The sequence below is a fragment of the Halomonas sp. BN3-1 genome (assembly GCF_003056325.1).
Lineage (GTDB): Bacteria > Pseudomonadota > Gammaproteobacteria > Pseudomonadales > Halomonadaceae > Halomonas > Halomonas litopenaei.
Genome location: NZ_PYVV01000006.1, coordinates 52,844 through 78,614 on the forward strand (window position 1 = coordinate 52,844; position 25,771 = coordinate 78,614).

Genomic DNA, 25,771 nt, shown 5'->3' on the forward strand with positions numbered 1-25,771 from the left:
CCACTCTTGGCAAGAAATGCTGGAGATTTTTCCTTGTCAATTACCGAAATATTGGCGGTCTTTATACGTCAACAGCGAGCTCATTGGACGAGCCCAGTCACCCCTTGACCGGTCAATATTGGTTGAAACGCTGACACCTCGAGGAAAAAAGACAGCGGCCAGGATACAAAGAGCGGGCGCCCAAGGCGCCCGCGCAGGTAAGGAAACAAACGGTCACTTGGCGAAAGCGCTGTCAGCCACCGGTCATGTTCATGAAGCGAACCACCTGAACATCCCCATCGGTGGTGAAATGGTGCCGCTCAGGCTTTAGCGGCATCGCCTCCACGATGGCGGCCTTGAGCTTCTCCATGTCACCGGGGTAGCGCCTCAATACCGCCCTGAGATCCACCGAATGCTCGTTGCCAAGGCACAGCAGCAGGCGTCCCTCCACCGTGACCCGAACACGATTGCAGGAAGCACAGAAGTTATGGCTATGGGGCGAGATGAATCCGACCCGAGTCTCGCTATCCTCCATACGGTAGTAGCGAGAAGGCCCTGCGGTGGCTTCCGTCGTGGCCATCAGGGGGTAGCGCTGCTCGATCCTTTCGCGCACCTCGTCACTTGAACAATAGGTCTCGGCACGGGAATGGTCGGACACATCGCCCAGCGGCATCTCCTCGATAAAGCTGATATCCAGCCCCTCTGCCCTGGAGAACTCGACAAGATCCAGCACCTCGTCTTCGTTGCGCCCCTTGAGCACCACCGCATTGAGCTTGATGCGCTCAAAGCCGGCCTGCCGAGCGGCGCTGATGCCGTCCAGCACCTTGTCGAGATCACCGGTACGCGTCAGCCGTCGAAAGCGCTCGGGATCCAGCGAATCCAGACTGATGTTGAGACGCTTCATGCCGCCCTGGCGCAGCGCCTCGGCATGCCGCCTCAGGCCCGCCCCGTTGGTGGTCATGGCAAAGTCCCGAAGCCCCGGCAAGGCCCCTATACTGGACACCAGTTGCTCGATATTGCGACGGACCAGCGGCTCCCCCCCGGTCAAACGAATCTTTTCCACGCCGAGCTCGGTGAAGGCTTGCGCCACCTGGGCGATTTCCTCCAGCGTCAGCACCTGGGCACGTGGCAGGAAGGTCATCTCCTCGCTCATGCAGTAGACGCAGCGAAAGTCGCAGCGGTCGGTGACAGACAATCGGACGTAGGTCACCCGGCGACCGAAACTATCGATCAACTGTTGTGTCATTGCGAAGCGACCTCCCAACGCTTGGCGTCATCATGATCCTGACGACGTTCAGATACCCAGTAATCGCCGCTTTCGGTGTGCTCCTTCTTCCAGAATGGCGCCCGGGTCTTCAGATGGTCCATCAAGAATTCGCAGGCTTCGAAGGCGGCACGCCGATGGGCGCTGGCCACCACCACCAGTACGATGGGATCACCGGGCTCCAGACGACCGATCCGGTGGATCAGGGTTACCTCATCGAGCGGCCAGCGCTGTCGCGCCTCAGCTTCGATCTCGGCCAGCGACGCTTCGGTCATGCCGGGATAATGCTCAAGCGTCAGCGCCGTGACGTCCGGGCGTTCATTGAAGTCCCTGACCAGTCCGGTGAAGCTGACCATCGCTCCGATGTCGGTGCGATGCTCAAGCATCCGGCGCTGTTCATGGCCCGCATCGAAGGTCTCATGCTGCACGCGTATCATCGATCAGCCTCCTGTCACCGGCGGGAAGAAGGCCACCTCGTCCTCACAGGTCAGACGGGTACCGTCACTCGCCATCACCTGATTGACGGCGCACAGCACACGCCCTTCATCCAGCCCCTTGAAGCGATCATCCAGGGTCTTCAGTGCCTGCTTGAGACCGGCAACATCGGCACTGGGCAACCTGTCCAGTGGCACCGATGCTTCACCGACGCCAAGCCTTTCGCGCAGTTCAGCCAGGCACTTAACCCTGACACACTGCTCCGCGGCGGACGCAAGCCCCAGGGTCAACGCCGGGCTGTTCTCGGGGCTGGTCACGATCGGCGTTGCCGTCGCAGCGGTCGCGGTCGCGCTCCGACGCAGATAGTCACCGGACTTGCCACCCTGCTTGGCATCCACGTGGATTTCGCCGATCTCCATCTCCTTGTCCACCGCCTTGCACATGTCGTAAAGGGTGAGACAGGCCACCGATACGGCCGTCAGGGCTTCCATCTCGACCCCGGTCCGTCCGGTCAGACGGCAGGTGGCGGACACCCTGACACAGCTGGATTCGGCGTCGATCTCGAAGTCGACGCTGACCTTGGACAACGCCAGCTGGTGGCAAAGCGGGATCAGCTCGTGGGTGCGTTTCGCGGCCTGAATACCGGCAATCCTGGCGGTCGCCAGCACGTCGCCCTTGGGCAACTTGCCATCGCTCAACAGCGCCAGAGTCTCCGGCGCCATGGAGATGCTTCCGGTCGCCGTCGCCTCCCGTCGGGTCGCTGCCTTGTCGCCGACATCGACCATGTTGGCTTCGCCGCGTGCGTTGAGATGGGAAAGCGTCATGTTCAAGCCTCAGGAAAATCGAAAGAGAGGGAGTACCATCACGATATCATCGATGGACGCCGAGTCCGTATCCTCGGGAATCTCGACCAGGCAATTGGCCGAGACCATGGACGACAGAATACCGGAACCCTGATTGCCTGTATTGACCACCCGCAAGGTCCCGTCCGCATCACAGTGAAAGACACCGCGACTGTAGTCCGTACGTCCGACCCTGCTGCGAAAGGCGCTACCGGCCACGGCCTTCCAGCGTGGCTGAGTGGGTGAGCGCCCTTCCAGAGCCGCCAGCATCGGCACCACAAACACCAGACAGGTCACCATGCAGGCCACCGGGTTACCCGGCAGTCCCAGCAAGGGTGTCTCGTCGGGGCCAATCACCCCACATGCCATGGGCCGGCCTGGCCGCATGGCGATCCGCCACAGGGTCAACCTGCCAAGGCGCTCCACCGCTTCCCGGGTGTGGTCCGCCTGCCCCACCGACACTCCGCCACTGGAGACCACCAGATCCGCGGTCCGGGCGGCGTCAGCGAGCTGTTCGACCAGGGCGTCGGTGTCATCGGCGACGATGCCGAGATCGATTACCTCGGCGCCATGCTCCTGCAACAACCCCATCAGAGAATAGCGGTTGGCATCATAGATCGCCGCCTGGGCGCGTGCCTCACCGGGTGCCGTAACCTCATCGCCGGTGGAGAACACGGCTACCCGAGGACGTCGCCGCACCCGGACCTCGGCCTGCCCGAGAGACGCCAACAGGCCAAGCGCGGCGGCTTCGAGGCGCCTGCCTGCTGCAATGGCCACCTGGCCGGCACGCAGATCCTCGCCCGCCTGGCGCACGTTCTGCCCCTGCTTGACGCGGTCGGCGCGTGTCACCCTCACACGATCGCCATCTCGCTCGAGCTGTTCGAGCATGACCACGGTGTCGGCCCCTGGCGGCAAGGGCGCCCCCGTGGTGATGGCAATACACTCACCGTCGCCCAGGCGACCCTGAAAAGGCTGCCCCGCCAGGGCTTCTCCCACCTGGAGAAAGACCTCGCCGGGCTCCTCGGTCGACCAGTTGAGCGCCACCCCATCCATCGCGGAGTTGGTATGCCCGGGCACATCGAAGGGCGCTTCTACCGCCTCGGCCAGCACTCGGCCGTGGGCCCTGGCCAGGGGCACCTTTTCCGCCGCCAGGCGACCAGCCACCAGCGTCAACAGGGCATCGCGCGCCTCCACGACGCCGAGCATGCGCTCACCAAGATCGAAACAGGAGAGCGTTGTCATGACGGTTCTCCTCCCTGGTGCGCGACAAGCCATTCGGGCCACCGCCTCACCCAGGCCTGGACCCAGGCGGCGATGGCGTCATGATCATTGAGATCGAGCGCATCGCCCCTGGTCGCCAGGGGGGCGTCACTGGCGACGGCCTGAATCCATGGATCGTCTTCCGCCATCAGCGGCTTTTCCAGCGCCGGCCGATGGAGCTCCAGCTTGGGTAAAGGCCAGTCCTTGAAGCCCTCGACCAGCACCAGTTGCGGTTCCAGCGGCGCGACCATGGCCAGCAGGGTTGCCAGATCGGCCTCTTCGCCCCCCGGCGTCTCCATCATCAATGCCAGCCGGGCGCGGGAGGCGATCAGGACAGGTTCGGCCCCCGCCATACGCAGGCGATGACTGTCCTTGCCAGGCTGGTCTACCTCGAAGCGGTGGTGGGCGTGCTTGATCACCGCCACCTTGAGCCCGGCGCCCTTCAACATCGGTACCAGACGTTCGAGCAGGGTGGTCTTGCCGGTCCCGCTCCAGGCGGCGATGCCCAACAGCGGCTGATCGGGGCGCAAGCTCAGCGCCTGCGTCATGAGTCACGCTCCTGACGACACGCCTCCAGCCGTCGTCTTTCCTCTTCGGTGTTGAGATTGGCGAAGGCGGCAGCGCAGTCGCTGACGTCGACCCGGTCCCAGCGGTGGCGATCGTACCAGCGGTCGATCTTGCGTTCGCCCTGCTCGAGCACCGCCGCCAGATCCTCATGCAGGTGACGGGACAGCAACGCCACCACGGGGTGCAGCCGCTCTCCGTCATGGGCGACGACAATATCCAGCCCATCGCGCCAGCCAGCCACCAGCCGGGGCACCAGATCGGCGGGCAGCGCCGGGCTGTCGCAGGGCACCACCACCACCCAGGGCGTAGAGGACGCGACCAGACCACTGTAGATGCCCATCAAGGGTCCGTGGTAGCCCGCCTGGTGATCCTCGACCACTCGATCGGCGAGAGCCGCGTACTCGTCCAGATGGCGATTGGCATTGATCATCACGCTAGCCACATGGGGCTTCAGACAGGCAACGGCGTGCGCCGCCAGCGGCTTGCCGTCGAACGGCACCAGCCCCTTGTCGACTCCCCCCATGCGTCGCCCCTGGCCTCCCGCCAGAACCACGCCGCTTATCTCCTTCGCGTCCAGCCTCGCCACCATTGCACCTCTTTTATTGGTCGTCGACAGCATCCTCCATGATGCCTTAGCCACCCGCAGGCTGCCATGAGCGTATCGGGGTAGACAGTAGACGCCAGGGATGTCGGACAGCGACGTTAGCGGGTATCATGTGTCCATCATTATGCACAACATCGGCTTTGCCGAGACGGGAAACAGGATGGAAGACAGTTTCGACGTCGGCGCCAGATTGCGCCAACTACGACAGGAAAAGCAGCTTTCTCAACGCGAACTGGCGAAAAGAGCCGGCGTGACCAACAGCACCATTTCGCTGATTGAGCTTAACAATGTGAGCCCATCGGTCAGCTCGCTTAAGAAGATTCTTGACGCTTTGCCGGTATCGATCAGCGCCTTCTTCGCGGGTGACGAACCGAACCACCCCAGCCCCTTCTATCGCGCCGCGGAGCTCACCGAGATCGGCGATGGCCATCTGTCCTGGCGGCTTGTCGCGGCCAGACGCCCGGACCGACGCATGTCGGTGCTCCACGAGCGCTATCCGCCCGGAGCCGATACCGGCGAAGAGATGCTTGAACACGACGGCGAGGAAGGCGGCGTCATCATCACCGGCGAGATCGAGATCACCGTCAACGGCGAGACAGGTCTGCTCGGCCCCGGCGACGCCTACTACTTCGACTCACGCCTGCCCCATCGGTTTCGCAACCTGGGGGATCAGGAATGCGTGATTGTCAGTGCGAACACCCCCCCCACCTTTTCCGATGGCGGAGAGCAGCTGCACCATTGAGAAATGCCTTCGACAGGGCATGATTGTCAGTGCCCTGTCGCCAACACCTTCCCCCCCCCCCCCACCTTTTCCGATGGTGGAGAGCAGTTGCACCATTGATGAAAGACTACGGCAGGGCATGATTGTCAGCGCCCTGTCGATAACACCTGTCCCCCCACCTTTTCCGATGGTGGAGAGCAGCTACATCATTGAGTGAACCTGTAGGCAAGCAGCTGCACCATTGATGAAAGACGACGACAGGGCATGATCGTCAGTGCCCTGTCGCCAACAGCCGATGGCCCGGCTGTCGCGCCGGGCCATGGTAATAGCAGGGCTCATTCGTCCTCGCTGGCCCGGGGCAACACCAGGTTGAGGGCGATGCCGATCAAGGCGGCGAGGCTGACCCCCTGCAGGGCGAACTGGCCATCGCCGAACTGCATCCCACCGATGCCGAACACCAGGATCAGCGAGACCACCACCAGGTTACGCGGGGCGGTCAGGGGTTTGCCGGCGCGCACCAGGGTATTCATGCCGACCACCGCGATGGAGCCGAACAGCAGGGTCATGATCCCGCCCATCACCGGGGTAGGAATGGTCTGCAATACTGCCCCCAGCTTGGCGACGAAGGCCAGGGTGATGGCTACCAGTGCGGCGGACACCATGAACATCGGATTGAAGGCGCGGGTCAGGGTGACCGCCCCGGTGACCTCCGAGTAGGTGGTGTTGGGCGGCCCACCGAACAGCGCCGCCGAAATGGTCGCCAGGCCGTCGCCCAACAGGGTGCGATGAAGGCCTGGTTTCTCCAGGTAGTTGCGTCGGGTCACCGAGCCGATCGCCACCATGTCACCGATATGCTCCACCGCCGGCGCGATGGCGACAGGAATCATGAACAGGACCGCCGCCCAGTGAAAGCTCGGCGCGGTGAAGGATGGCAACGCCAGCCAGGCCGCCTCACGTACCGGGCTGAAGTCGACCACCCCCATCAGCAATGCCATCAGATAGCCGGTGACGATACCCCCCATGATCGGCACCAGGCGCAACAGACCGCGCCCGAAGACCGCCAGGATCAGCGTCACCAGCAGGCTCGACATGGACAGCACCATGGCCTGGGTGTAACCGATGGTCTCGCTGTTCTCGCCGGTGGCCATGCTCACCGCGACCGGTGCCAGGGCAAGACCGATGACCATGATCACCGGTCCTACCACCACCGGCGGCAGCAGCCGATGCAGCCACCCCGTCCCCTTCAGCCGAACCGCCTGGGAGATCGCCACGTAGACGAAACCGGCAGCGATCAGCCCGCCCAGGGTGGCAGAGACACCAAAGTGGGCGATGGAGCCCTGAATAGGGGCAATAAAGGCAAAGGACGACGCCAGAAACACCGGAACCGTCAGACGCGTGGTCAGATGGAACACTAGGGTGCCGATACCGGCGGTGAACATGGCGACGTTGGGATCGAGGCCGGTCAGCAATGGCACCAGCACCAGGGCGCCGAACGCCACGAATAGCATCTGGGCACCGACCAGCGCCAGCCGAGGCAAGGAATCCGCCGATGGGGCGACGGGCGAGGAAGAGGACGAGGGGTCTGACATGGAGGGCTCCGCGGTGGACAAACGCCGGCTATGGTACCAACGCACGCGCAACGTTTCGGCAAAATTTTGCGCGTCTTTCGACGCCACCGCCAACGCTTGGCAGACGCTCCTCTCATCCAGCCTGCGCTATCCAGCCGGGGCCATGAATTGCCCACAAGGCACCGGGCCCCCGCTGTCTCCAGCGAGGGCCCGGCGTCCTGCACATCAGGGGCCATGCACGAAAGGCGACCTGCGAAGCGCCGTCACCTGCGCACAAGTCCCCGTCCTACTCACGGGTACCGGCCGACATCCATTCCTCCATCATCTGCTCGTAGGGCACCGTGGTGCCCTGGGGCATTTCGTTGTCCAGCTTGGCCTTGGGCGCGCCGGGCTGGCTCAACCATTCTTCGGGGTCCTTGGGTTCATTGAGCACCGGCGCGTAGGTGGCAAACACCTTGGCCCGCGCCAGACGCGCCATGATGTTGTCGAGGTCACCGGCCAGATTATCCAAGGCCTCCTGGGCGGAGATGTCGCCATTGACCGCGGGGGCCAGATTCTGCCACCACAGCGGCGCCATGCGCGGATAGTCAGGCACGTTGGTGCCGGTAGGCGTCCAGTTGGACTCGTTGGGACTGCGGTAGAATTCCACCAGGCCACCCAGCTTCGGCGCCATCTCGGTCATCTGGTCGGAGAAGATGTCGGACCGGCGGATCGGCGTCAGCCCCGCCATCAGCTTCTCCAGCGAGACGGTCTTGGACACGGTGAACTGGGCAAACAGCCAGGCCGCGCTGCGCCGATCCTCCGGCGTCGAATCGAAGAAGGTCCAGGCCCCCACGTCCTGATAGCCGACTTTCATCCCCTCTTCCCAGTACGGGCCGGTGGGAGACGGCGCCATGCGCCACTTGGGATTGCCCTCATCGTCGGTCACCGCCACATCGGGACTGACCATGTCGGCGGTAAAGGCGGTGTACCAGAACATCTGCTGGGCCACGTTGCCCTGGGCCGGCACCGGCCCGGCCTCGCCGAAGGTCATGCCCTGGGCTTCGGGCGGCGCATAGTCTCGAAGCCACTCCACCATCTTGGTGACGGCGAACACCGAGGCCGGTGAATTGGTGGCGCCGCCACGGCTGACGCTGGCCCCCACCGGGTGGCTCTCTTCATCGACCCGAATGCCCCAGTCGTCTACCGGGTTGCCGAACGGCACCCCGGGACTGCCCATGCCGGCCATGGACAGCCAGGAGTCATGGAAGCGCCACCCCAGCGACGGATCCCGACGGCCGTAGTCCATGTGGCCGTAGACCTTCTGACCGTCGATCTCGCCGACGTGCTCGCTGAAGAACTCGGCGATGTCCTGATAGGCGGTCCAGTTGGTGGGCACACCCAGATCATAGCCGTAGATGTCCTTGAACTGTGCCTTCAGATCATCGCGCTGGAACCAGTCATAGCGGAACCAGTAGAGGTTGGCAAACTGCTGGTCGGGTAGCTGGTAGATGCTGCCGTCGGGCCCGGTGGTGTATTGAATACCGATAAAGTCGTCCAGATCGAGGGTCGGCAGCGTCAGGTCCTTCCACTCGTTGGCCATGGCCTCGCTCAGGTTGATGGTCGAGCCATAGCGAATGTGGGTACCGATGGCGTCCGAGTCGTTGACGTAGGCGTCATAGATATTGCGCCCCGACTGCATCTGGGTCTGCATGTTCTGCACCACATCACCTTCGCCGATGATGTTGTGGGTGACCTCGATACCGGTCAGCTCGGTAAAGGCCGGCGCCAGCACATCGCGCTCCCAGGTGTGGGTGGTCAGGCCCTCGGCGACGGTGTTGATCTCCATGCCTTCAAACGGCTCGGCAGCCTTGGCAAACCATTCCAGTTCAGCGATGCGTTCCTCGCGGCTCAGGGTCGAGTCCTTGAACACCTCGTCGGCCAGGCGCTCGATCACCGCCGTTCGATCGTCCTGGGCCAGGGCGCCGCCGCTGAGCAGCAATAGCCCCACAGCACCTAGTCTGGTCAGCTTGAGTCTAGCGTTCATGGTCACCTCTATTGTTGTCGTCGACCGTCAGGTCGATCGTTGTCGTCGAAGGGAGCCTGGCCCCCGCTAGCCCCATCGCAGCAGGACCAGCATCCACACCACCGATACGCCCAGCGCCAGCCACAGACTCAGGCTGGTGAAGCCCACGACCGCCAGATGGATGTAGGCCGCCGACAGCATGCCGATGAAGAAACGGTCCCCCCGGGTGGTGCTGATCGGCAGAAAACCGCGCCGTTCCCGCGTCGGCGATACCAGCTCCCAGGTCGTCATGACCACCAGCAACAGCGCAATGACACCAAAGAAGATCGCCGTGGGCAGGGTCCATACCATCCAGTCCATGTCGGTGCTCCTCAGGTCCGGCCCAGGGCAAAGCCCTTGGCGATGTGATGGCGCACGAAGAACACCACCACGATGCCGGGCACGATGGTCAGCACCCCGGCCGCCGCCAGGGTGCCCCAGTCGATGCCCGAGGCGGTCGAGGTTCGCGTCATCACCGAGGCGATGGGCTGGGCCTCGGTGGAGGTCAGGGTGCGTGCCAGCAAGAGCTCGACCCAGGAGAACATGAACAGGAAGAACAGCGTCACGCCGATGCCGGAGCGAATCATCGGAATGAACACCTGGACGAAGAAGCGCGGGAAGCTGTAGCCATCGATAAAGGCGGTCTCGTCGATCTCCTTGGGCACGCTGGACATGAAGCCTTCGAGGATCCATACCGCCAGCGGAATATTGAACAGACAGTGGGCCAGCGCCACGGCGATGTGGGTATCGAAAAGGCCCACCGTGTAGTAGAGCTGAAAGTACGGCAGCAGGAACACCGCCGGTGGCGCCATCATGTTGGTCAACAGCCAGAAGAACAGGTGCTTGTCACCGATGAAACGGTAGCGACTGAAGGCGTAGGCCGCCGGTAGCGCCACGCTCATGCTGATGGCCATGTTCATCAACACATAGGTGATCGAGTTGACGTAACCCATGTACCAGCTCGGGTCGGTGAATATCTTGGCGTAGTTGGCCAGGGTCAGCGATTGCGGCCACAGGGTCAGCTCGCCGAGGATCTCGCTGTTGGTCTGCAGCGACATGTTGACCAGCCAGTAGATCGGCAGCAGTACAAACACGATGTAGGCCAGCATCAAGAAGCCACGGCGAAAGCGTCGCCCTGTCGAACGGCCCTGCCGACGGCGGCGGGCCGCCTCCTTTTCGGCGCGCTTTCGCACCTGGTCGGGACTGGATGGCGTAGCGTCAGTCATGGCGAGCCCCTCCCTGCCGGTCCTTCTGCAGATTCATGATGGCGGTATAGAACACCCAGCAGACCAGCAGGATGATCAGGAAGTAGATCAGCGAAAAGGCCGCCGAAGGCCCTACATCGAACTGGGCGGTGGCCATGATCGCCAGCGATTGACTGAGGAAGGTGGTCGCGCTTCCCGGCCCGCCGCCGGTCAACACGAAGGGTTCGGCGTAGATCATGAAGGAGTGCATGAAACGCAGCAGCACCCCGATCACCAGGACGTTGGTGAGCTTGGGTAGCTGGATATAGCGAAACACCGCCCAGCGTGAAGCGCGATCGATGCGCGCCGCCTGATAGTAGGCCTCGGGAATCGCCTGCAGACCGCTATAGCAGAGCAGTGCGATCAGCGAGGTCCAGTGCCAGACATCCATCAGCACGATGGTCACCCAGGCGTCCAGCGGACTCGAGGTGATGTTGTAGGGATAGCCGATCTGGCGCAGGCTCCAGCCCATCAGACCGATGTCGCCACGGGTGAATATCTGCCAGATGCTGCCCACCACGTTCCACGGGATCAACAAGGGCAAGGTCACCAGGATCAACACCAGCGACGCCCGCCAGCCACGCTTGGGCATCAACAGAGCGATTCCCACCCCCAGCGGCACCTGAATCGCCAGGATGGTCAGCGAAAACGCAAACTGCCGGGCCAGCGCCGCCTGCAGCGCCGGATCGTTGAGCATCTTGACGAACCATTCGGTGCCGGTGAAGAAGCGGGTATTGGCGTCGAAGACGTCCTGCACCGAGTAGTTGACCACCGTCATCAGCGGCACGATGGCCGAGAAGGCGACCAGCGCCAGCATCGGCAGCACCAGCCACCAGGCGCGATTATTGGGAACCTTGTTCATGACGCCACCTCTACCCGGGATTCATCTACGTACAAAGTCAGCCATCTTTCGGGGAAGCGCACCGATACGCGCCCGGAAAGCGCGAGCCCGCCCTCCTCCACGCGCACCTTGAAGCGCGCCTGGTCTAGCGCCAGCGTCAAGATCGAGTAGGTCCCTAGATCCTGGCAGTGGTCCACCACGGCGCTGAGGGTGCCGCTCGTGCCGTCCTCGGCAAGCTCGATGAATTCCGGACGAATGCCCAGCTTGAGGTTATCGCTGCGTTCACGAGCACCAAGCAGCGACCGTCGCATCTCGGCGGACAGCTCGAGGCGCTGGCCGTCGATCAGGATGTTGTCGCCATCGATGCATGGCGTGAAGAAGTTCATGCCGGGACTACCGATGAAGTAGCCGACGAAGGTGTGAGCGGGGCTTTCGAACAGCTCGCGCGGGGTACCGAACTGGACGATTCGACCGTCGTACATCACCGCAATCTTGTCGGCAAAGGTCGAGGCTTCGAGTTGATCGTGGGTCACGTAGATCATGGTGATGGCGAAGCGCTGATGGATCTCCTTCAGCTTGCGCCGCAGCTTCCACTTGAGCTGCGGGTCGATCACAGTCAGTGGCTCGTCGAACAGGATGGCCGCCACATCATCTCGGACCAGGCCACGCCCCATGGACACCTTCTGTTTCTCGTCGGCGCTGAGGTTGCGTGCCTTGCTGGCCAGGCGGTCGGTCAGATCAAGGATATCCGCGACCTCCTCGACCCTCTCGCGAACCCGCTCCTCCGGGGTCTTCACGTTGCGCAGCGGGAAGGCCAGGTTGTCGTAGACCGTCATGGTGTCGTAGACCACCGGGAACTGAAACACCTGGGCGATGTTGCGCTCTTCGGGCGGCAGCTCGTTGACCATGACCCCGTCGAAGCGCACCTCGCCCTGGGAAGGCACCAGCAGCCCGGAGATGATATTGAGCAGGGTCGACTTGCCGCAGCCGGATGGCCCCAGCAGGGCATAGGCACCACCCTGCTCCCACACGTGATCCATCTGTTCGATGGCGTAGTCGCTGCGCTTCGAAGGCGACGCCGAATAGCTGTGCGCCAACTGTGAAAGGCGAATCTCGGCCATGCTAGCGCTCCTCCCCTGACGCCGACGCCGGCGGTGCCTGCCGTGACGACGGAAGCGGCGGACGCACCCCTCCGTCACCGGCTTCCGGCGGCACGTGCAGGGTCTTGCCATCCATGTCGAACACGAACAGGCGATGCACCGGTACATAGAGTGTGATCGGCTCATCCACACGAAAGCTGTGAACACCGGGAAGGTGCGCCACCAGCGACATCCTTTCGTTGCCCACGTGCAGGAAGGTCTCAGATCCACTGATCTCGGCCAGCTCGACCTTGACGTCAAGCGCCAGGTCATCGTCCGCCCGGGGCTGCATGGCCAGATGAGCCGGCCGCACACCGAAGCGGTAGCTGCCCTCGTCAAGCGCCGCCAGAGCTTCATCGAGCGGAAAGTGCACCTCGTCGTCAAAGCTCACCTCACCGTCGCGGATACGCCCTTCCAGCACATTGATGGGGGGTTCGGAGAACATCTCCGCCGCGGTCAGGGAGGCCGGCTGGCGGAACACCGTAGCGGTCGGGCCATGCTGAACCAGGCGCCCCTCGTGCAGAATTGCCGTATTGCCACCCAGCGCCAGCGCTTCCGCCGGTTCGGTGGTGGCGTAGACCGCGATGCAGTCACGCCGGGCGAACAAGGCACTCAACTCCTCGCGAAACTCCTCGCGCAGCTTGTAGTCGAGGTTGACCAGAGGCTCATCGAACAGCACCAGGTCCGCGTCCTTGACCAGTGCCCGTGCCATGGCGGTGCGCTGCTGCTGGCCACCGGACAGCTCCAGCGGCTGGCGGTCGAGCAGGCCTTCGATGTGCAGCAGCTCAGCGATCTCGTGGACACGCCGCTGGATCTCGCTCTTGGCGACACGGGCCAGCTTCAGCGGAGAGGCAATATTGTCGAAGACACTCTGGTGGGGGTAGTTGATGAACTGCTGGTAGACCATCGCCACGTTGCGTTGGCGCACCCCCTTGCCGGTCACGTCTTCACCCTGCATCAGGATGCGCCCCCGGGTCGGCTGGTCCAGCCCGGCCATCAGGCGCATCAGGCTAGTCTTGCCGGCCAGGGTGCGGCCCAGCAGGACATTGAAGGAACCCGGCTCCAGGGTCAGGCTGACGTCATCGATGTGGGTCTCGCTCGCCACCTTGCGGGTGACGCCGTCGAGGATCAGGGACATGGGCGTACTCTTTCGCGCAGAGGTTCCCCTCGTCTCCGAGGGGCGTCATCTGTACGGTAGTAGAGAATCTCTACTCGCCCGTGATGTTTTTAAACGAAAGGCCCCACCACGCGCTAGAAGACGCCCTTTTTATGTCTCATCCTCTTGTTTTTGCTTTTCTTTTCCACCTCCACCAACTTTTGTCTAATGCGAAAAGCCACCTCTCTGATAGCTGAGCATTGGTGCAGATGTTGTTTCCAGAAAAAAAAAGCGCCCAATGTTCGCAAAGGAACATTGGGCGCACGACGGAGGCGGGAGAACCCGCTGACGTCAGTTCAACAGCGTACGCACTGGCTTATCCAGCGCATCATCGACCTTCCCGTCCGCTCGCTCGACGCTGTCGTGTGCAGTATCCACCCGATCGGAAACCCCACCCCGAACATCGTCGACGTGATCCGCGACCCCGTCCCGGGCGTCATCGACACGATCATTGACGTTGTCCTTGGCGTTTTCCACGGCGCGATCTGCGGTGCAACGACCAGACACCCCCACCGTGGCCTCGAGTGCCGCATTCTTGGCGACCTTTTCAGCATCGCAGTCGGGGCGTATCCCCCCAGCTTGAACGCTTGCCGCCAGACTCAGAATTACTGCAGCACTAGCTGCCACACGCAACAACTTCATCCATGCCTCCTTGATTCTTGAATCAACCACCGACAGCCACAACGAGAGCGCGGCGTCTGTCCAGACGGACAATGGCTGAACTGCGTTCCCGCCCAACTGACTTGCGGACACAGCAAAGCAGACATTTCACCTGAAATGTCTGCTTTCGATCATAGGCATGAAACCACTGGGTAAAATGCCACCGCTGGATAGTCTGGCCGTGGCATTGGCGGGATATCGCGTGCTTAGCGGGTACCGAAGATCTTGTCCCCGGCGTCGCCCAGTCCCGGCACGATATAACCGTTTTCGTCGAGGCGCTCGTCCACCGAGGCGGTGTAGATCTCGATATCCGGGTAGGCTTCCTGAACGCGGCGGATGCCTTCGGGAGCTGCCACCAGCACGATCACTCGCATCAACTGGCAGCCACGGTCGCGCAGCATGTCCAGGGTGGCCACCATGGAACCTCCGGTGGCCAGCATCGGATCGATGACCACCGCCATGCGCTCGTCCAGGTCGTTGGCGAACTTGGAGAAATAGGGCACTGGCTCGAGGGTCTCTTCATCGCGGTAGAGACCGACCACGCTGACCCGTGCACTGGGAATCAGGTCGGTGACACCTTCCAGCATGCCTAGTCCCGCTCGCAGGATCGGTACGATGGTGACCTTCTTGCCCTTGAGCTGCTTGACGGTGATGGTCTCGCCACTCCAGCCATCGATGTCATAGTCCTGCAACTCCAGGTCCTGGGTCGCCTCGTAGGTGAGCAGTTTTGCCACCTCGCCGGCCAGTTCACGGAAGCTCTTGGTGCTGATGCCGGCTTCACGCATCAGACCGAGTTTGTGCTGGACCAGGGGGTGATCGATGGCATGGACGCTCATTGGCGAGTCCTCTTTGATAACGGGAGGTGGTGCTTGGACGACCTTCGTCGCATGGACGCGGGCGACAAATTGCGCGCCATTCTACCTGCAACGCCGCGTCAGGTTAACCCGCTGCGTGCACCGAAAGCCGGCGGACGTCCAGGCCGTCCGCCCAACACGTTCAGGGAGTCGGCGGCAGCTGCCAATCCACCGTGGATCTCCCGTGCTCGGCGAGAAAGGCGTTGGCCCGAGAGAAATGGTGATTGCCGAAAAAGCCGCGGTGGGCCGACAACGGCGACGGGTGCGGCGACTCCAGCACCAGATGACGCTCCTGATCCACCAGCGCCTTCTTCTGGCGGGCGTGGCTGCCCCACAGCAGAAAGACACAGGGCGGCGCCTCGGCGTTGACGGTCTCGATGGCGCGGTCGGTGAAGGTCTCCCATCCCTTGCCCCGGTGGGAGCCGGCGTTGCCCTCCTCCACCGTCAAGGAGGTGTTGAGCAGCAACACCCCCTGGCGCGCCCAGGCCTCGAGGTGGCCGTGGTTGACCGGCGTCACCCCCAGGTCCTGGGCCAGCTCCTTGTAGATATTGACCAGTGACGGCGGCGGCTTGATGCCCTCGCGCACCGAAAAGCACAACCCATGAGCCTGGCCAGGACCGTGGTAGGGATCTTGCCCCAGGATCACCACTCGTACCTCGTCCAGCGGCGTCAGCTCGAAGGCCCGAAACCAGTCCGACGAGTGCGGATAGATGGTCTTCCTGGCGGCCTTCTCTGCCGCCAGAAACGCCTTGAGCTGCTGCATGTAGGGCGCCTGGAACTCGGCTCCGAGCCAGCGCTCCCAGCTGTCGGGCAATACCTGAACCATGTCGCTCACCGCCGCTGGTCCGCCAGGGGCTCGACGTAGGCCACGCCCATGTCCCAGGGGAACTGGATCCAGCAGTCCTGGGCGACCTCGGTGAGGTACTGATCCACCAGCGGACGACCCTCGGGCTTGGCGTAGATGGTCACGAAGTGCGCCTTGGGCAGCATCTCGCGCACCTTGCGCGCGGTCTTGCCGGTGTCCACCAGATCATCGACCAGCAGCCATCCTTCGCCGTCGTGATCCACGCCCTTGAGCACCTCGAGGCTGTCCTGCTCCATATGGTCGTAGCTCTTGATGCAGACGGTGTCGATCAGGCGAACATTGAGCTCCCGAGCGATCAGCGCGGCCGGAATCAGCCCACCCCGGGTGATCGCAATGATGCCCTTGGTATCGCGCTCGATCAGGCGATGACACAGCTCGCGCACGTCGCGATGAAGCTGGTCCCAGGACACCACGAAATGGCGATGGTAGCGTTGACTGCTCATGGGTCACTCGTCCTCGGTGAAGGAACACACGGCGAACACGCTGTGGCCAGCGTCACGGATTCTCTGGGAGCCGCCGAGATCCGGCAGATCGACGATGGCAGACGTCTCCACCACATGTCCCCCGCTGCGGCTGATCAGTTCGGCCGCGGCCAGCATGGTGCCACCGGTGGCAATCAGGTCGTCCACCACCAGGATACGGTCGCCATCGCGGAAGGCATCGGAGTGCAGCTCTACCTCGGCCTGGCCGTATTCCAGGGTGTAGGTCTGACTGATGGTCTTGAACGGCAGCTTGCCCTTCTTGCGTACCGGCACAAAACTGCAGCCCAGCTCGTAGGCCACCGGCGCGCCGACGATGAAACCGCGGGCGTCGATGGCGGCGATGGCGTCCAGATCCATCTCCTGATAGCGGTGCACGAAGCTGTCGATCAGCTTGCGAAAGGCCGCACTGTTCTGCAGTAGCGGGGTGATGTCACGAAAGTTGACACCCGGCTGGGGCCAGTCGGGAACGGTGCGAATGACGGACTTGATATAGTCGCCGTAGATACTCATGGCGGTTCTCGCTAGGGGTCGAAAGAAGAATGCATGACACATGCGGCGCCTTGTCTCGGCGCCGCACGGCGGGGCTGGCCAACCTGCCGGCTCAGCCGGTCCTGGTCAGCCAGCCCCGGTCAGCCCGATGGGCTCAATCGAGGTAGATCATCTTGATCGCGAACAGCACACCGAGGATCACCACGGCGGCGTTCAGGTCCTTGAAGCGACCGGACAGGGCCTTGATCGCCACGTAGCTGACGAAGCCGAAGGCGATACCTTCGGCGATGGAGAAGGTCAGCGGCATGGCCAGGGCGGCGATCAATACCGGCGCCGCCTCGGTGGCGTCGTCCCAGTCGGCGTGGGCAAGGCTTCCCGCCATCAGCGACGCCACGTACAGGAGTGCCCCCGCGGTGGCATAGGCCGGAATGGAGCCCGCCAGCGGAGCGAAGAACAGGCTGGCCAGAAACAGTACCGCGACCACCACGGCGGTCAGACCGGTACGCCCACCGGCGGCGATGCCGGCGGTGCTTTCCACATAGCTGGTGGTGGTCGAGGTACCGAGGGCAGCGCCGGCCATGGAGGCGGTGGAGTCCGCCATCAACGCACGGCCCAGGCGCGGCAGCTTGCCGTCCTTGTCGAGCAGGCCACCGCGATGGGCAACGCCCACCAGGGTACCGGAGGTGTCGAACAGATCGACGAACAGGAAGGCAAAGACCACGCTGATCATGGCCACGTCGAAGGCACCGGCCAGGTCCATGGACATCAAGGTCGGCGCGATCGACGGCGGCATCGACACCACCCCGCCGAATTCATTGTGGCCCAGCAGCATGGCCACCAGGGTCACCCCCAGAATGCCGATCATCACCGCCCCGGTGACGCGCAGATGGGCCAGCGCGGTAATCACGAAGAACCCGGCCAGGGCGTACAGCGGGGCCGGCTCGGACAGATCGCCCACCGACACCAGGGTGGCCGGGTTGTCGACGATGATGCCGGCATTCTTCATCGCCACCATGGCCAGAAACAGACCGATACCGGCCGCGATGCCGAGTCTCAAGGTGATCGGAATCGAGTTGATGATCCACTCGCGAATGCGAAAGATGCTGAGCAGAAAGAAGGTAACACCGGACAGGAAGACCGCTCCCAGCGCTGCCTCCCAGGTGTAGCCCATGCCCAGCACCACACCGTAGGTAAAGAAGGCGTTCAGACCCATGCCTGGCGCCAGGGCGATGGGATAGTTGGCCCACAGCCCCATTACCAGACAGCCCACCGCGGCGGCGACACAGGTCGCCACGAAGACCGCCCCGTAGTCCATGCCCGCCTCGGACAGGATGCTCGGGTTGACAAAGATGATGTACGCCATGGTCAGGAAGGTGGTGATCCCGGCGATCACCTCCGTCTTGACGGTGGTGCGGTGCTCACTGAGCTTGAAGAAGCGATCGAGCGGGCTCTTGCCGGAGCTCGGTTCAGGCTGCTGGTTGGACATGCGCTGGGTCCTGCACGTGGAGTCAATAGGGGAGTGTCCAGGACGAGAGTTCGCCGAACGCGCCCTGCCACCCTGCGACTAGTGACACCATATAGCAGGCCGTCCAGGGAATCACGACGATCCTGCACAACCTGGCCAACGCACAGGGAGCACGCAGGGTCGTCCGCGCGACCTCCAGCGCCACCACGTCAAGCAAGGCTGCCCGCCCCATAAAGCGGCATCCCAGCCCTCGACGATCGGCCGGGGCCAAACGCACATCGGGCGCGGTACGGCGAGTCCGCCGTACCGCGCCCGATGTCGGCGACTCTCGAAGGCGCGCTACTCTACCAGAATCGGATAGGCTTCGGTACAGATCCAGTCCTTGTCCTGGGCCGGGACATGACAGCCAAGACAGCCGGCCTTGTAGTCGGCCGAAACGTTGGTGGAAGGATCATCGGTCTTGAACAGCGCCCAACCCCAGCCATCGCCCCAACTGCCATTGCTGTCGGCAAAGCGGTCGGTGGAGTCCTTGACCATCACGAACCACTGCTTGATGGTCTCGTTCTCGTAGCTCACCCCGGCGCCGGTGGTGTAGTCGCCGGTGCTGTGTGCCCGCAACTCCTTGACCAGCACGGCGCCGTCGGGGAAGACCCCGTTCTCGCGGAAGGACGCGACGCTCTCGGGCTCGGTATAGACGTTATGGAAGCCACTGGCGTCCCCTTCGGGTACGAACCAGGAGCCCAGATGCGCCATCTCGGTGCGGAAGTTGTCCGGCAAGGAGATGGTGCCCTCGCTGTCCACCCAGGGAGACAGATCCTGGGCCACGGCAGCCGTGGCAATTCCCAACGCCGCTGCGGCGCACACGCCTGTCGCCAATGCCTTGGCTGTCATTTTCATGGTAGTCCCTCGCTGATCACGGTCGGTGCACTTAAAGGAATGTTACATCCGGTTAAGTTAGCAGCTTCTCAAGCGAGGGAGACCACCGCCGACGCCCGTCCGGGCGCTGCGGCACAAAGCTACAGCACTTGGCTGCAAAGGTACTTGTCGACGCTCAGCCCCTGGCCGCCATGACCCGCTCTACCGTCTCGACGATGGCCTGGGTCTGGGGATCGATCTCGAGATTGACCCTGTCTCCCGGGCGACGGTCGGCCAGTGTGGTACGGGCCAGCGTTTCGGGGATCAGGTCGACGCAAAAGGCCGGCCCCCGGGTATCGTTGCGCAACTCACCAATGGTCAGGCTGATGCCGTCCACGCCGATGTAGCCCTTGGCAAAGACAAAGCGCTCGAGCCCTTGCGGCAACAGGAACCACAGGCGACGGTTGTTGGGTGCCTCGTCGAGTTCCACCAGCTCCGCCTGCCCCATGACGTGACCGGACATGGCGTGCCCGCCGATCTCGTCACCGAAGCGCGCCGCCCGCTCGACGTTGACGCGATCACCGACGCTCAGACCGCCGAGATTGGTGACCCGCAGGGTTTCGCGCATCAGGTCGAAGCTGACCAGATCCCCATCGATATCGGTGACGGTCAGACAGACCCCGTTGTGGGCCACCGATGCGCCCAGCTCCAAGCCTTCACACAGGTGACGCGGCATCCGCACCAGATGGCTGCGAAAGGCCTCCGCTTCCTTGATCTCGACCACCTCGGCGGTGCCCTGAACGATACCGGTGAACATCTTTGTCTCCTTACCATCACGGGGCCTTCCCCGAACCGGCCCAGTCTAGAAGCCGCGCCTCCAAAGGTCCACGCTTGCGCTATTGTTCAGAAAACCTATCGCCAGTCACGGCGTCCGGCGGGCGGATCCACTACGACGTGGCGCCTACCTCGAAAGACCTTGCCAGTGGCTATGCGTAAACGATTGACAGGGTCCTTCGCTCGCCCTATCCTTGCCCGCTACATTTTTAGGCGCCGATTTGTACCCGGATTGCGGGCGCCCGTGCCGCGACGCTCACAAGGCGTCGGTGCATGAAGTGCAGCTAAAAGGGTGTGTCCAGCGTTGATGGCCACCCGTCAGGGTGGCCTTTTTTATGCCTGCCCATTGCCGTTCTCTTGCCCGCCCAGGTCCCTCGGTGCCCACCCGGTAGCTGAGATGATACGACTGACCAACCTTTCCAAGACCTTTGGTGCCGGCTCACGCGCCGTCAAGGCGCTAGCCGACGTCGACCTGCACGTACCCCAGGGGCAGATTCACGGCGTCATCGGCCTGTCCGGCGCCGGCAAATCGACGCTGATTCGCTGCGTCAACCTGCTTGAGCGGCCTACCTCCGGCACCGTGGAGGTGGATGGCCAGACGTTGACCAGCCTCTCCGGCCCCGCCCTCAATCAGGCGCGCCACCGTATCGGCATGATCTTCCAGCACTTCAATCTGCTGACCTCGCGCACGGTATTCGCCAACATCGCCCTGCCGCTGGAACTGATGGGCGTCAAGCGCGACGAGATCACCAAGCGCGTCACGCCTCTGCTGGAGCTGGTCGGCCTGGCCGACAAGGCCCAGCAGTATCCGGCACAGCTGTCGGGCGGTCAGAAGCAGCGCGTGGCCATCGCCCGCGCCCTGGCCAGCCGTCCTCAGGTACTGCTGTGCGACGAGGCCACCTCGGCGCTGGACCCCCACACCACCGCCTCGATCCTCGAACTGCTCAAGGACATCAACCAGAAGCTCGGGTTGACCATTCTGCTGATCACCCACGAGATGGAGGTGGTCAAGTCGATCTGCCATCGCGTCAGCCTGATCTCCGGTGGCAGGCTGGTCGAGGAAGCCGATGTCGGTGACTTCTTCACCGCCCCGCGCACTCAGCTCGGCCGCGACTTCCTCAACGAATTCCTCGAACTCGAACCGCCCAGGGAGCTGATCGACCGCCTCGAGCAGACACCCGGGCCGAATTCGCATCCGGTGGTACGCCTGGCGTTTTCCGGCGACGCCGTGTCCACCCCGCTGATCTCGCGGCTGGCGCGGGAGTGCGGCGTGGACGTCAGCATCCTGCAGGCCAAGGTCGAGTCCATCCAGGAGCGAACCCTGGGCCTGATGATCGCCGAACTGATGGGGGATGCCGAGGACACCCGGCGCGCCCTCGCCTACCTGCAATCTCACGACCTGACAGTGGAGGTGCTTGGCCATGTCCAGCGCGATGTTTAACCTCATCCTCGAAGCCACCCTCGACACTCTCTATATGGTGGCGGTGTCCGGTGTGATCGCGGCCCTGGTCGGCATCCCTCTGGGCGTGCTTCTGTATGTCACTCGCCCGGGCCAGATCCTGGCCCAGCCGGTGCTGCAGTCGGTCCTCGGTATCATCACCAACATCGGCCGCTCGATCCCCTTCATCATCCTGATGGTGGCGATCATTCCGTTCACGCGCATGCTGGTGGGGTCGTCCATCGGCACCAACGCTGCCGCCGTGCCGCTGACCATCGCCGCGATTCCGTTTATCGCACGCCTGGTCGAGGGCGCGCTGAACGAGATTTCTCCCGGGCTGGTGGAAGCCGCCCAGTCCATGGGCGCCACCCCTTGGCAGATCATCACCAAGGTACTGCTGCCGGAGGCCCGCGGGGGCATCTTCACCGCCCTGACCGTCACCGCGGTGACCCTGGTCAGCTACTCGGCCATGGCCGGCGCCGTGGGCGGAGGTGGTCTTGGCGACCTGGGCATTCGCTACGGCTACAACCGCTTCAATCCGACCATCATGCTGATCACCGTTGCCATCCTGGTGGTCATGGTTCAGGCCTTCCAGAGCCTGGGTGACTATCTGGTGCGCAAGAGTGACCACAAGTGACATGCACCCTGCATGGCCTTAATAACCAAATTGCATTAGCGAAAGACGTGTTATTCCATTAACATCGCCGCACACGTCACACACCGTTTCGGGAGACACTGAAGATGCGCAAGACACTGCTGGGCGCCCTGGCGCTTTCCACCCTGTCACTGGCGATCAGCCAGGCCAACGCCGATGAGCACAGCCTGAAGGTGGGCACCGTCGCCGGCCCCGAGACCGATGTCATGCAGGTCGCCGCCGATCTGGCCGAGGAGCGCTATGGTCTGGAGATCGAGATCATCGAGTTCACCGACTACGTGACGCCCAACGCCGCCCTGGCCGACGGCAGCCTCGACGCCAACGCCTACCAGCACGAGCCCTACATGAACGCCATGGTCAACGACCGCGGCTACGACTTCGCCATCGCCGGGCGCACCTTCGTCTACCCGATCGGCGCCTACTCCGAGAAGTACGAGAGCATCGAGGACCTGCCCGAGGGCGCCACCATCGCGCTGCCCAACGACCCGTCCAACGAAGGCCGCTCACTGATCCTGCTCCACAACGAGGGCCTGATCACTCTGGACGACCCCGAAAATCTGGAAGCCACGCCGCTGAATATCGTGGAAAACCCCCACGACTTCGACTTCCGCGAGATCGAGGCGGCCCAGCTGCCGCGCGTATTGCCCGACGTGGATATGGCCTTCATCAACAATACCTTCGCCCAGCCGGCCGGCCTGACCCTGGACGACGCCCTGGTCAAGGAAGGCCCCGAGTCGCCCTACGTCAACATCATCGCCGTGCGCGGTGGCGACGAGGATCGCGAGGAGATCCAGCAGCTGGTCGACGCCTACCAGAGCGACGAAGTCGCCGCCAAGGCAGAAGAGCTGTTCAAGGGCGCCGCCGTTCCTGGCTGGAAGTAAGCCTGACGCGCGCTCCCTCTCGAGGCCGGCCCCAGGGCCGGCCTCGCCGTTTTCACCCGCGGACACTGCCACACTCGACATGTCTTCCTACGATCTTCTCGACCGCCAGCTCACCGCCCTGCTCGACTCCGGCGACTGGCTGACCAACGCCGCCCAGACCTCGGCCTTCATCATGCAGGAAGTCCCGCGGCTCAACTGGGTCGGCTTCTATCTGCAGCGCCAGCCGCGCATGCTGTCCCTGGGCCCCTTTCAGGGCAAGCCAGCCTGCCATCCGATCCCCTTCGACAAGGGTGTCTGTGGCGCCGCCGCCCGCAGCCGCCAGACCCAACGCGTCGACGACGTCCACGCGGTCGCGGACCATATCGCCTGCGACAGCGCCTCGCGCTCCGAGCTGGTGGTACCGGTGCTCGACAAGGACGGTGAACTATGGGGCGTGCTCGACCTGGACAGCCCCGACCAGGGGCGCTTCAGCGAAGACGACCAGGCCGGCATCGAGCGCCTGGTGGCCACCTTCCGCCGCTTGAGCGGGCTCGGCGACGCCTGAACCGTCCGAACGGATGAATCGCGCCGCCCCAGAGGCGGCGCACTCACTTCAATGCCCACCCGCGGCTTGGCCACTGCGTTGATCAGGCGATGGCAGCAGTTGCCAAACACCGGCGACGGCGACGACCCTAGAAACGACAAAAGCCCCGAGGCGAGGCCTCGGGGCTTTTGTCTGTAATCTGGTAGGACCAGGCGGATTTGAACCGCCGACCTCCACGATGTCAACGTGGCGCTCTAACCAACTGAGCTATGGTCCTGAAGCAGGAAAGCGAGATGGCACGTCGCAATACGCCTTGCAATGGCACTGCGAGGTAGTGCTGGTAGGACCAGGCGGATTTGAACCGCCGACCTCCACGATGTCAACGTGGCGCTCTAACCAACTGAGCTATGGTCCTGCATCACTCGATGTGCGATCTAGCTGGTAGGACCAGGCGGATTTGAACCGCCGACCTCCACGATGTCAACGTGGCGCTCTAACCAACTGAGCTATGGTCCTACACGGCTGCCGAGACGAGGGAGTCACCACCCTCGCTGCTGACAACGGATGCGAATTCTACGCCTTCGGCAGAATTTTGCAAGCCCTTGAGTTCACCGAATGATTTTTTCCTTCGAGGGGCCCGTGCGGCGTCTCGAACGCCTTCACCGCAGCGCGATTCCACCATCGCCAAATCCGGTCGCGTTCGTTTACGATCATCGGGAATGCGTCTGGTGAAGCGAGATCCACGACAGCCTCATCGGCGTCCCCAAAGCGACGTCCTCGCCGGCAATGTACCAGGACGTTCCATTCACCAGGGCCTACCTGTTCCAGGGCCATCGATGCACAAGGGCTTTCCATCTATCGAGGCCTTCCATCTATCGAGGCCTTCAATCTACCAGGGCCTTTCAGGCACAAGGGCTTTTCTTCTATCGAGGCCTTCCGTCTATCAGGGGCCTTTCAGGCACAAGGGCTTTCCATCTTTCAAGGCCTTCCAAGCACAAGGGCAATCGGGATGAACCAGCAGCAGCGTCAGGACGCCATCATTGCACTGGTCAGTCGCCAGGGATACGCCAGCATCGAGCAGTTGACCGATCACTTCGCGGTGACCCCTCAGACCATCCGCCGCGACCTCAACACACTGGCAAGCGAAGGCCGCTTGCGCCGAGTCCACGGTGGCGCGGGCCTCGAGTCGAGCACCGTCAATACCGCCTACGCCACCCGCAAGACGCTCAACCTCGACGCCAAACGACGCATCGCCGATGCCGTGGCGCGCCAGGTGCCGCACCACGCCTCGCTGTTCATCAATATCGGCACCAGCAACGAACTGGTGGCCGAGGCACTGCTTGAGCATCAGGGCCTGGAGATCATCACCAACAACCTCAATGTGGCGTCCATCCTGCATCACAAAGAAGACTTCAAGGTGATCGTCGCCGGCGGCCAGGTCAGACCCCGTGACGGCGGGATCATCGGCGAGGCGACCATCGACTTCATCCATCAGTTCAAGGTGGACATTGGGCTGATCGGGATCAGCGGCATCGATCAGGACGGCTCCCTGCTCGAGTTCGACTATCAGGAAGTCCGCGTCGCTCAGGCGATTATCGAGAACTCACGTCAGGTGTTTCTGGTCGCCGATCACTCCAAGTTTCACCGCAACCCGGTGGTGCGCCAGGGCAACGTATCCCAACTCGACGCCCTGTTCACCGATCGCGAGCCACCGGAGGCCATCGCACGGCTACTGCAGGACCACGGGGTCGCCCTGCACCTTGCGTGATCCTGCGCCTGGCCTGACCCTGCACCTGGCCTGCCACAGCCGCTCTGTGTCATCTTGCGAAAACGCCAGGCCCTCCCGACTCCTCTTCGGTCCCGTGGACGCCTTGGCGCACCAACCCAGCCGAGGCAACGTTCTTCGCCTGCTCTCCAGACGCCACGACCAAAGTGCTAGCGAAAACTTTCGCGCTCTGGTTGTTCGTTCACGACCTCAACGCTACCTTTATTTTCGATAACGAACTTGTTGTGGCCTCGTACGACCATTGATCACCCGCGGCGGCGACGTTGCATAGGGGCACCCGACGTCGCTGCATCTGGCCATGTCCCTGCCGGCAGCACTAG

27 protein-coding genes and 3 tRNA genes are annotated in these 25,771 nt (G+C 63.0%); 6 read left to right on the forward strand and 24 right to left on the reverse strand.

Going from position 1 to position 25,771, the window contains the following annotated elements; all coding sequences use genetic code 11:
* Positions 1 to 232 precede the first annotated feature (232 nt).
* Genes moaA through mobA form a run of 6 tightly spaced genes read right to left on the reverse strand, consistent with a single transcriptional unit; the run spans position 233 to position 4,936 of the window.
* On the reverse strand, positions 233 to 1,225 hold the full coding sequence (moaA, locus tag C9F12_RS09910; RefSeq protein WP_108448781.1) for a GTP 3',8-cyclase MoaA: 993 nt from the start codon (positions 1,223 to 1,225) through the stop codon (positions 233 to 235).
* Positions 1,222 to 1,680, reverse strand: coding sequence for a molybdopterin synthase catalytic subunit MoaE (gene moaE / locus C9F12_RS09915; RefSeq protein ID WP_108448782.1), 459 nt, complete (start codon positions 1,678 to 1,680; stop codon positions 1,222 to 1,224). The genes moaA and moaE overlap by 4 nt, the downstream gene beginning before the upstream one ends.
* A gap of 3 nt (positions 1,681 to 1,683) precedes the next feature.
* The gene (moaC, locus tag C9F12_RS09920) at positions 1,684 to 2,502 is read right to left on the reverse strand and encodes a cyclic pyranopterin monophosphate synthase MoaC (RefSeq protein WP_108448783.1); all 819 of its coding nucleotides are present in this window, start codon (positions 2,500 to 2,502) and stop codon (positions 1,684 to 1,686) included.
* A gap of 9 nt (positions 2,503 to 2,511) precedes the next feature.
* Positions 2,512 to 3,762 (reverse strand): gephyrin-like molybdotransferase Glp, encoded by a 1,251-nt coding sequence (glp, locus tag C9F12_RS09925; RefSeq protein ID WP_108448784.1) that lies wholly within the window; start codon positions 3,760 to 3,762, stop codon positions 2,512 to 2,514.
* The gene (gene mobB, locus C9F12_RS09930; protein WP_108448785.1) at positions 3,759 to 4,328 is read right to left on the reverse strand and encodes a molybdopterin-guanine dinucleotide biosynthesis protein B; all 570 of its coding nucleotides are present in this window, start codon (positions 4,326 to 4,328) and stop codon (positions 3,759 to 3,761) included. The genes glp and mobB overlap by 4 nt, the downstream gene beginning before the upstream one ends.
* Entirely contained in the window at positions 4,325 to 4,936 is a 612-nt protein-coding gene (gene mobA / locus C9F12_RS09935; RefSeq protein WP_045994202.1) for a molybdenum cofactor guanylyltransferase MobA, read from the reverse strand. The genes mobB and mobA overlap by 4 nt, the downstream gene beginning before the upstream one ends.
* A 175-nt stretch (positions 4,937 to 5,111) precedes the next feature.
* Between mobA and C9F12_RS09940 the strand changes: the two genes are divergently transcribed.
* A complete protein-coding gene (locus tag C9F12_RS09940) occupies positions 5,112 to 5,693 on the forward strand; it encodes a cupin domain-containing protein (protein WP_108133103.1) in 582 nt (193 codons plus the stop codon).
* Between the two features lie 314 nt (positions 5,694 to 6,007).
* On the opposite strand, the gene C9F12_RS09945 is transcribed toward C9F12_RS09940, so the two are convergent.
* The 15 genes from C9F12_RS09945 to C9F12_RS10020 all read right to left on the reverse strand — a co-directional run bounded on the left by C9F12_RS09945 (position 6,008) and on the right by C9F12_RS10020 (position 20,151).
* Entirely contained in the window at positions 6,008 to 7,261 is a 1,254-nt protein-coding gene (locus C9F12_RS09945; protein ID WP_045994204.1) for a uracil-xanthine permease family protein, read from the reverse strand.
* A 265-nt stretch (positions 7,262 to 7,526) separates the two neighbouring features.
* On the reverse strand, positions 7,527 to 9,266 hold the full coding sequence (locus C9F12_RS09950; RefSeq protein WP_045994205.1) for an ABC transporter substrate-binding protein: 1,740 nt from the start codon (positions 9,264 to 9,266) through the stop codon (positions 7,527 to 7,529).
* Between the two features lie 66 nt (positions 9,267 to 9,332).
* Positions 9,333 to 9,605, reverse strand: coding sequence for a DUF2160 domain-containing protein (locus tag C9F12_RS09955; protein WP_108133102.1), 273 nt, complete (start codon positions 9,603 to 9,605; stop codon positions 9,333 to 9,335).
* An 11-nt stretch (positions 9,606 to 9,616) separates the two neighbouring features.
* On the reverse strand, positions 9,617 to 10,510 hold the full coding sequence (locus tag C9F12_RS09960) for a carbohydrate ABC transporter permease (protein WP_045994207.1): 894 nt from the start codon (positions 10,508 to 10,510) through the stop codon (positions 9,617 to 9,619).
* Complete coding sequence (locus C9F12_RS09965; RefSeq protein ID WP_045994208.1) at positions 10,503 to 11,390, reverse strand: sugar ABC transporter permease; 888 nt, start codon at positions 11,388 to 11,390, stop codon at positions 10,503 to 10,505. The genes C9F12_RS09960 and C9F12_RS09965 overlap by 8 nt, the downstream gene beginning before the upstream one ends.
* Positions 11,387 to 12,490: an ABC transporter ATP-binding protein gene (locus tag C9F12_RS09970; protein WP_108448786.1), complete on the reverse strand. Its 1,104-nt coding sequence runs from the start codon at positions 12,488 to 12,490 to the stop codon at positions 11,387 to 11,389. Before C9F12_RS09970 ends, C9F12_RS09965 begins: the two co-directional genes overlap by 4 nt.
* 1 nt (position 12,491) lies before the next feature.
* Positions 12,492 to 13,646 (reverse strand): ABC transporter ATP-binding protein, encoded by a 1,155-nt coding sequence (locus C9F12_RS09975; protein WP_108448787.1) that lies wholly within the window; start codon positions 13,644 to 13,646, stop codon positions 12,492 to 12,494.
* A gap of 309 nt (positions 13,647 to 13,955) precedes the next feature.
* Positions 13,956 to 14,306, reverse strand: coding sequence for a hypothetical protein (locus C9F12_RS09980; RefSeq protein WP_205254663.1), 351 nt, complete (start codon positions 14,304 to 14,306; stop codon positions 13,956 to 13,958).
* 224 nt (positions 14,307 to 14,530) lie between these two features.
* Entirely contained in the window at positions 14,531 to 15,160 is a 630-nt protein-coding gene (gene upp / locus C9F12_RS09985; protein ID WP_045994211.1) for a uracil phosphoribosyltransferase, read from the reverse strand.
* Positions 15,161 to 15,320: 160 nt separating this feature from the next.
* The gene (gene ung, locus C9F12_RS09990; protein ID WP_108448865.1) at positions 15,321 to 16,004 is read right to left on the reverse strand and encodes a uracil-DNA glycosylase; all 684 of its coding nucleotides are present in this window, start codon (positions 16,002 to 16,004) and stop codon (positions 15,321 to 15,323) included.
* Between the two features lie 5 nt (positions 16,005 to 16,009).
* Entirely contained in the window at positions 16,010 to 16,486 is a 477-nt protein-coding gene (gene gpt / locus C9F12_RS09995; protein WP_045994212.1) for a xanthine phosphoribosyltransferase, read from the reverse strand.
* 3 nt (positions 16,487 to 16,489) lie between these two features.
* A complete protein-coding gene (locus C9F12_RS10000; protein ID WP_108133097.1) occupies positions 16,490 to 17,035 on the reverse strand; it encodes an adenine phosphoribosyltransferase in 546 nt (181 codons plus the stop codon).
* A gap of 133 nt (positions 17,036 to 17,168) precedes the next feature.
* A complete protein-coding gene (locus C9F12_RS10005) occupies positions 17,169 to 18,500 on the reverse strand; it encodes an NCS2 family permease (RefSeq protein ID WP_108133096.1) in 1,332 nt (443 codons plus the stop codon).
* 318 nt (positions 18,501 to 18,818) lie between these two features.
* On the reverse strand, positions 18,819 to 19,376 hold the full coding sequence (locus C9F12_RS10015) for a cytochrome P460 family protein (RefSeq protein WP_240184225.1): 558 nt from the start codon (positions 19,374 to 19,376) through the stop codon (positions 18,819 to 18,821).
* A gap of 154 nt (positions 19,377 to 19,530) precedes the next feature.
* The gene (locus C9F12_RS10020; protein WP_108133095.1) at positions 19,531 to 20,151 is read right to left on the reverse strand and encodes a riboflavin synthase subunit alpha; all 621 of its coding nucleotides are present in this window, start codon (positions 20,149 to 20,151) and stop codon (positions 19,531 to 19,533) included.
* 414 nt (positions 20,152 to 20,565) lie between these two features.
* Between C9F12_RS10020 and C9F12_RS10025 the strand changes: the two genes are divergently transcribed.
* The 4 genes from C9F12_RS10025 to C9F12_RS10040 all read left to right on the forward strand — a co-directional run bounded on the left by C9F12_RS10025 (position 20,566) and on the right by C9F12_RS10040 (position 23,686).
* Positions 20,566 to 21,609 carry a methionine ABC transporter ATP-binding protein gene (locus C9F12_RS10025; protein ID WP_108133094.1) on the forward strand — a complete coding sequence of 348 codons (1,044 nt, stop codon included), beginning with the start codon at positions 20,566 to 20,568 and terminating at the stop codon, positions 21,607 to 21,609.
* Positions 21,590 to 22,243, forward strand: coding sequence for a methionine ABC transporter permease (locus tag C9F12_RS10030; protein WP_045992473.1), 654 nt, complete (start codon positions 21,590 to 21,592; stop codon positions 22,241 to 22,243). The genes C9F12_RS10025 and C9F12_RS10030 overlap by 20 nt, the downstream gene beginning before the upstream one ends.
* Positions 22,244 to 22,347: 104 nt before the next feature.
* A complete protein-coding gene (locus C9F12_RS10035; protein ID WP_045992474.1) occupies positions 22,348 to 23,142 on the forward strand; it encodes a MetQ/NlpA family ABC transporter substrate-binding protein in 795 nt (264 codons plus the stop codon).
* 79 nt (positions 23,143 to 23,221) lie between these two features.
* Positions 23,222 to 23,686 carry a GAF domain-containing protein gene (locus C9F12_RS10040; protein WP_045992475.1) on the forward strand — a complete coding sequence of 155 codons (465 nt, stop codon included), beginning with the start codon at positions 23,222 to 23,224 and terminating at the stop codon, positions 23,684 to 23,686.
* Positions 23,687 to 23,865: 179 nt separating this feature from the next.
* On the opposite strand, the gene C9F12_RS10045 is transcribed toward C9F12_RS10040, so the two are convergent.
* The 3 genes from C9F12_RS10045 to C9F12_RS10055 all read right to left on the reverse strand — a co-directional run bounded on the left by C9F12_RS10045 (position 23,866) and on the right by C9F12_RS10055 (position 24,181).
* Positions 23,866 to 23,942 (reverse strand) — tRNA-Val (locus C9F12_RS10045).
* 61 nt (positions 23,943 to 24,003) lie between these two features.
* Positions 24,004 to 24,080: transfer RNA gene (locus C9F12_RS10050), tRNA-Val, on the reverse strand.
* A gap of 24 nt (positions 24,081 to 24,104) precedes the next feature.
* Positions 24,105 to 24,181, reverse strand: a tRNA-Val gene (locus C9F12_RS10055).
* A gap of 493 nt (positions 24,182 to 24,674) precedes the next feature.
* Between C9F12_RS10055 and C9F12_RS10060 the strand changes: the two genes are divergently transcribed.
* Positions 24,675 to 25,433, forward strand: a complete 759-nt coding sequence (locus tag C9F12_RS10060) for a DeoR/GlpR family transcriptional regulator (protein WP_045992476.1) — start codon at positions 24,675 to 24,677, stop codon at positions 25,431 to 25,433.
* The last annotated feature ends 338 nt before the right edge of the window (positions 25,434 to 25,771 follow it).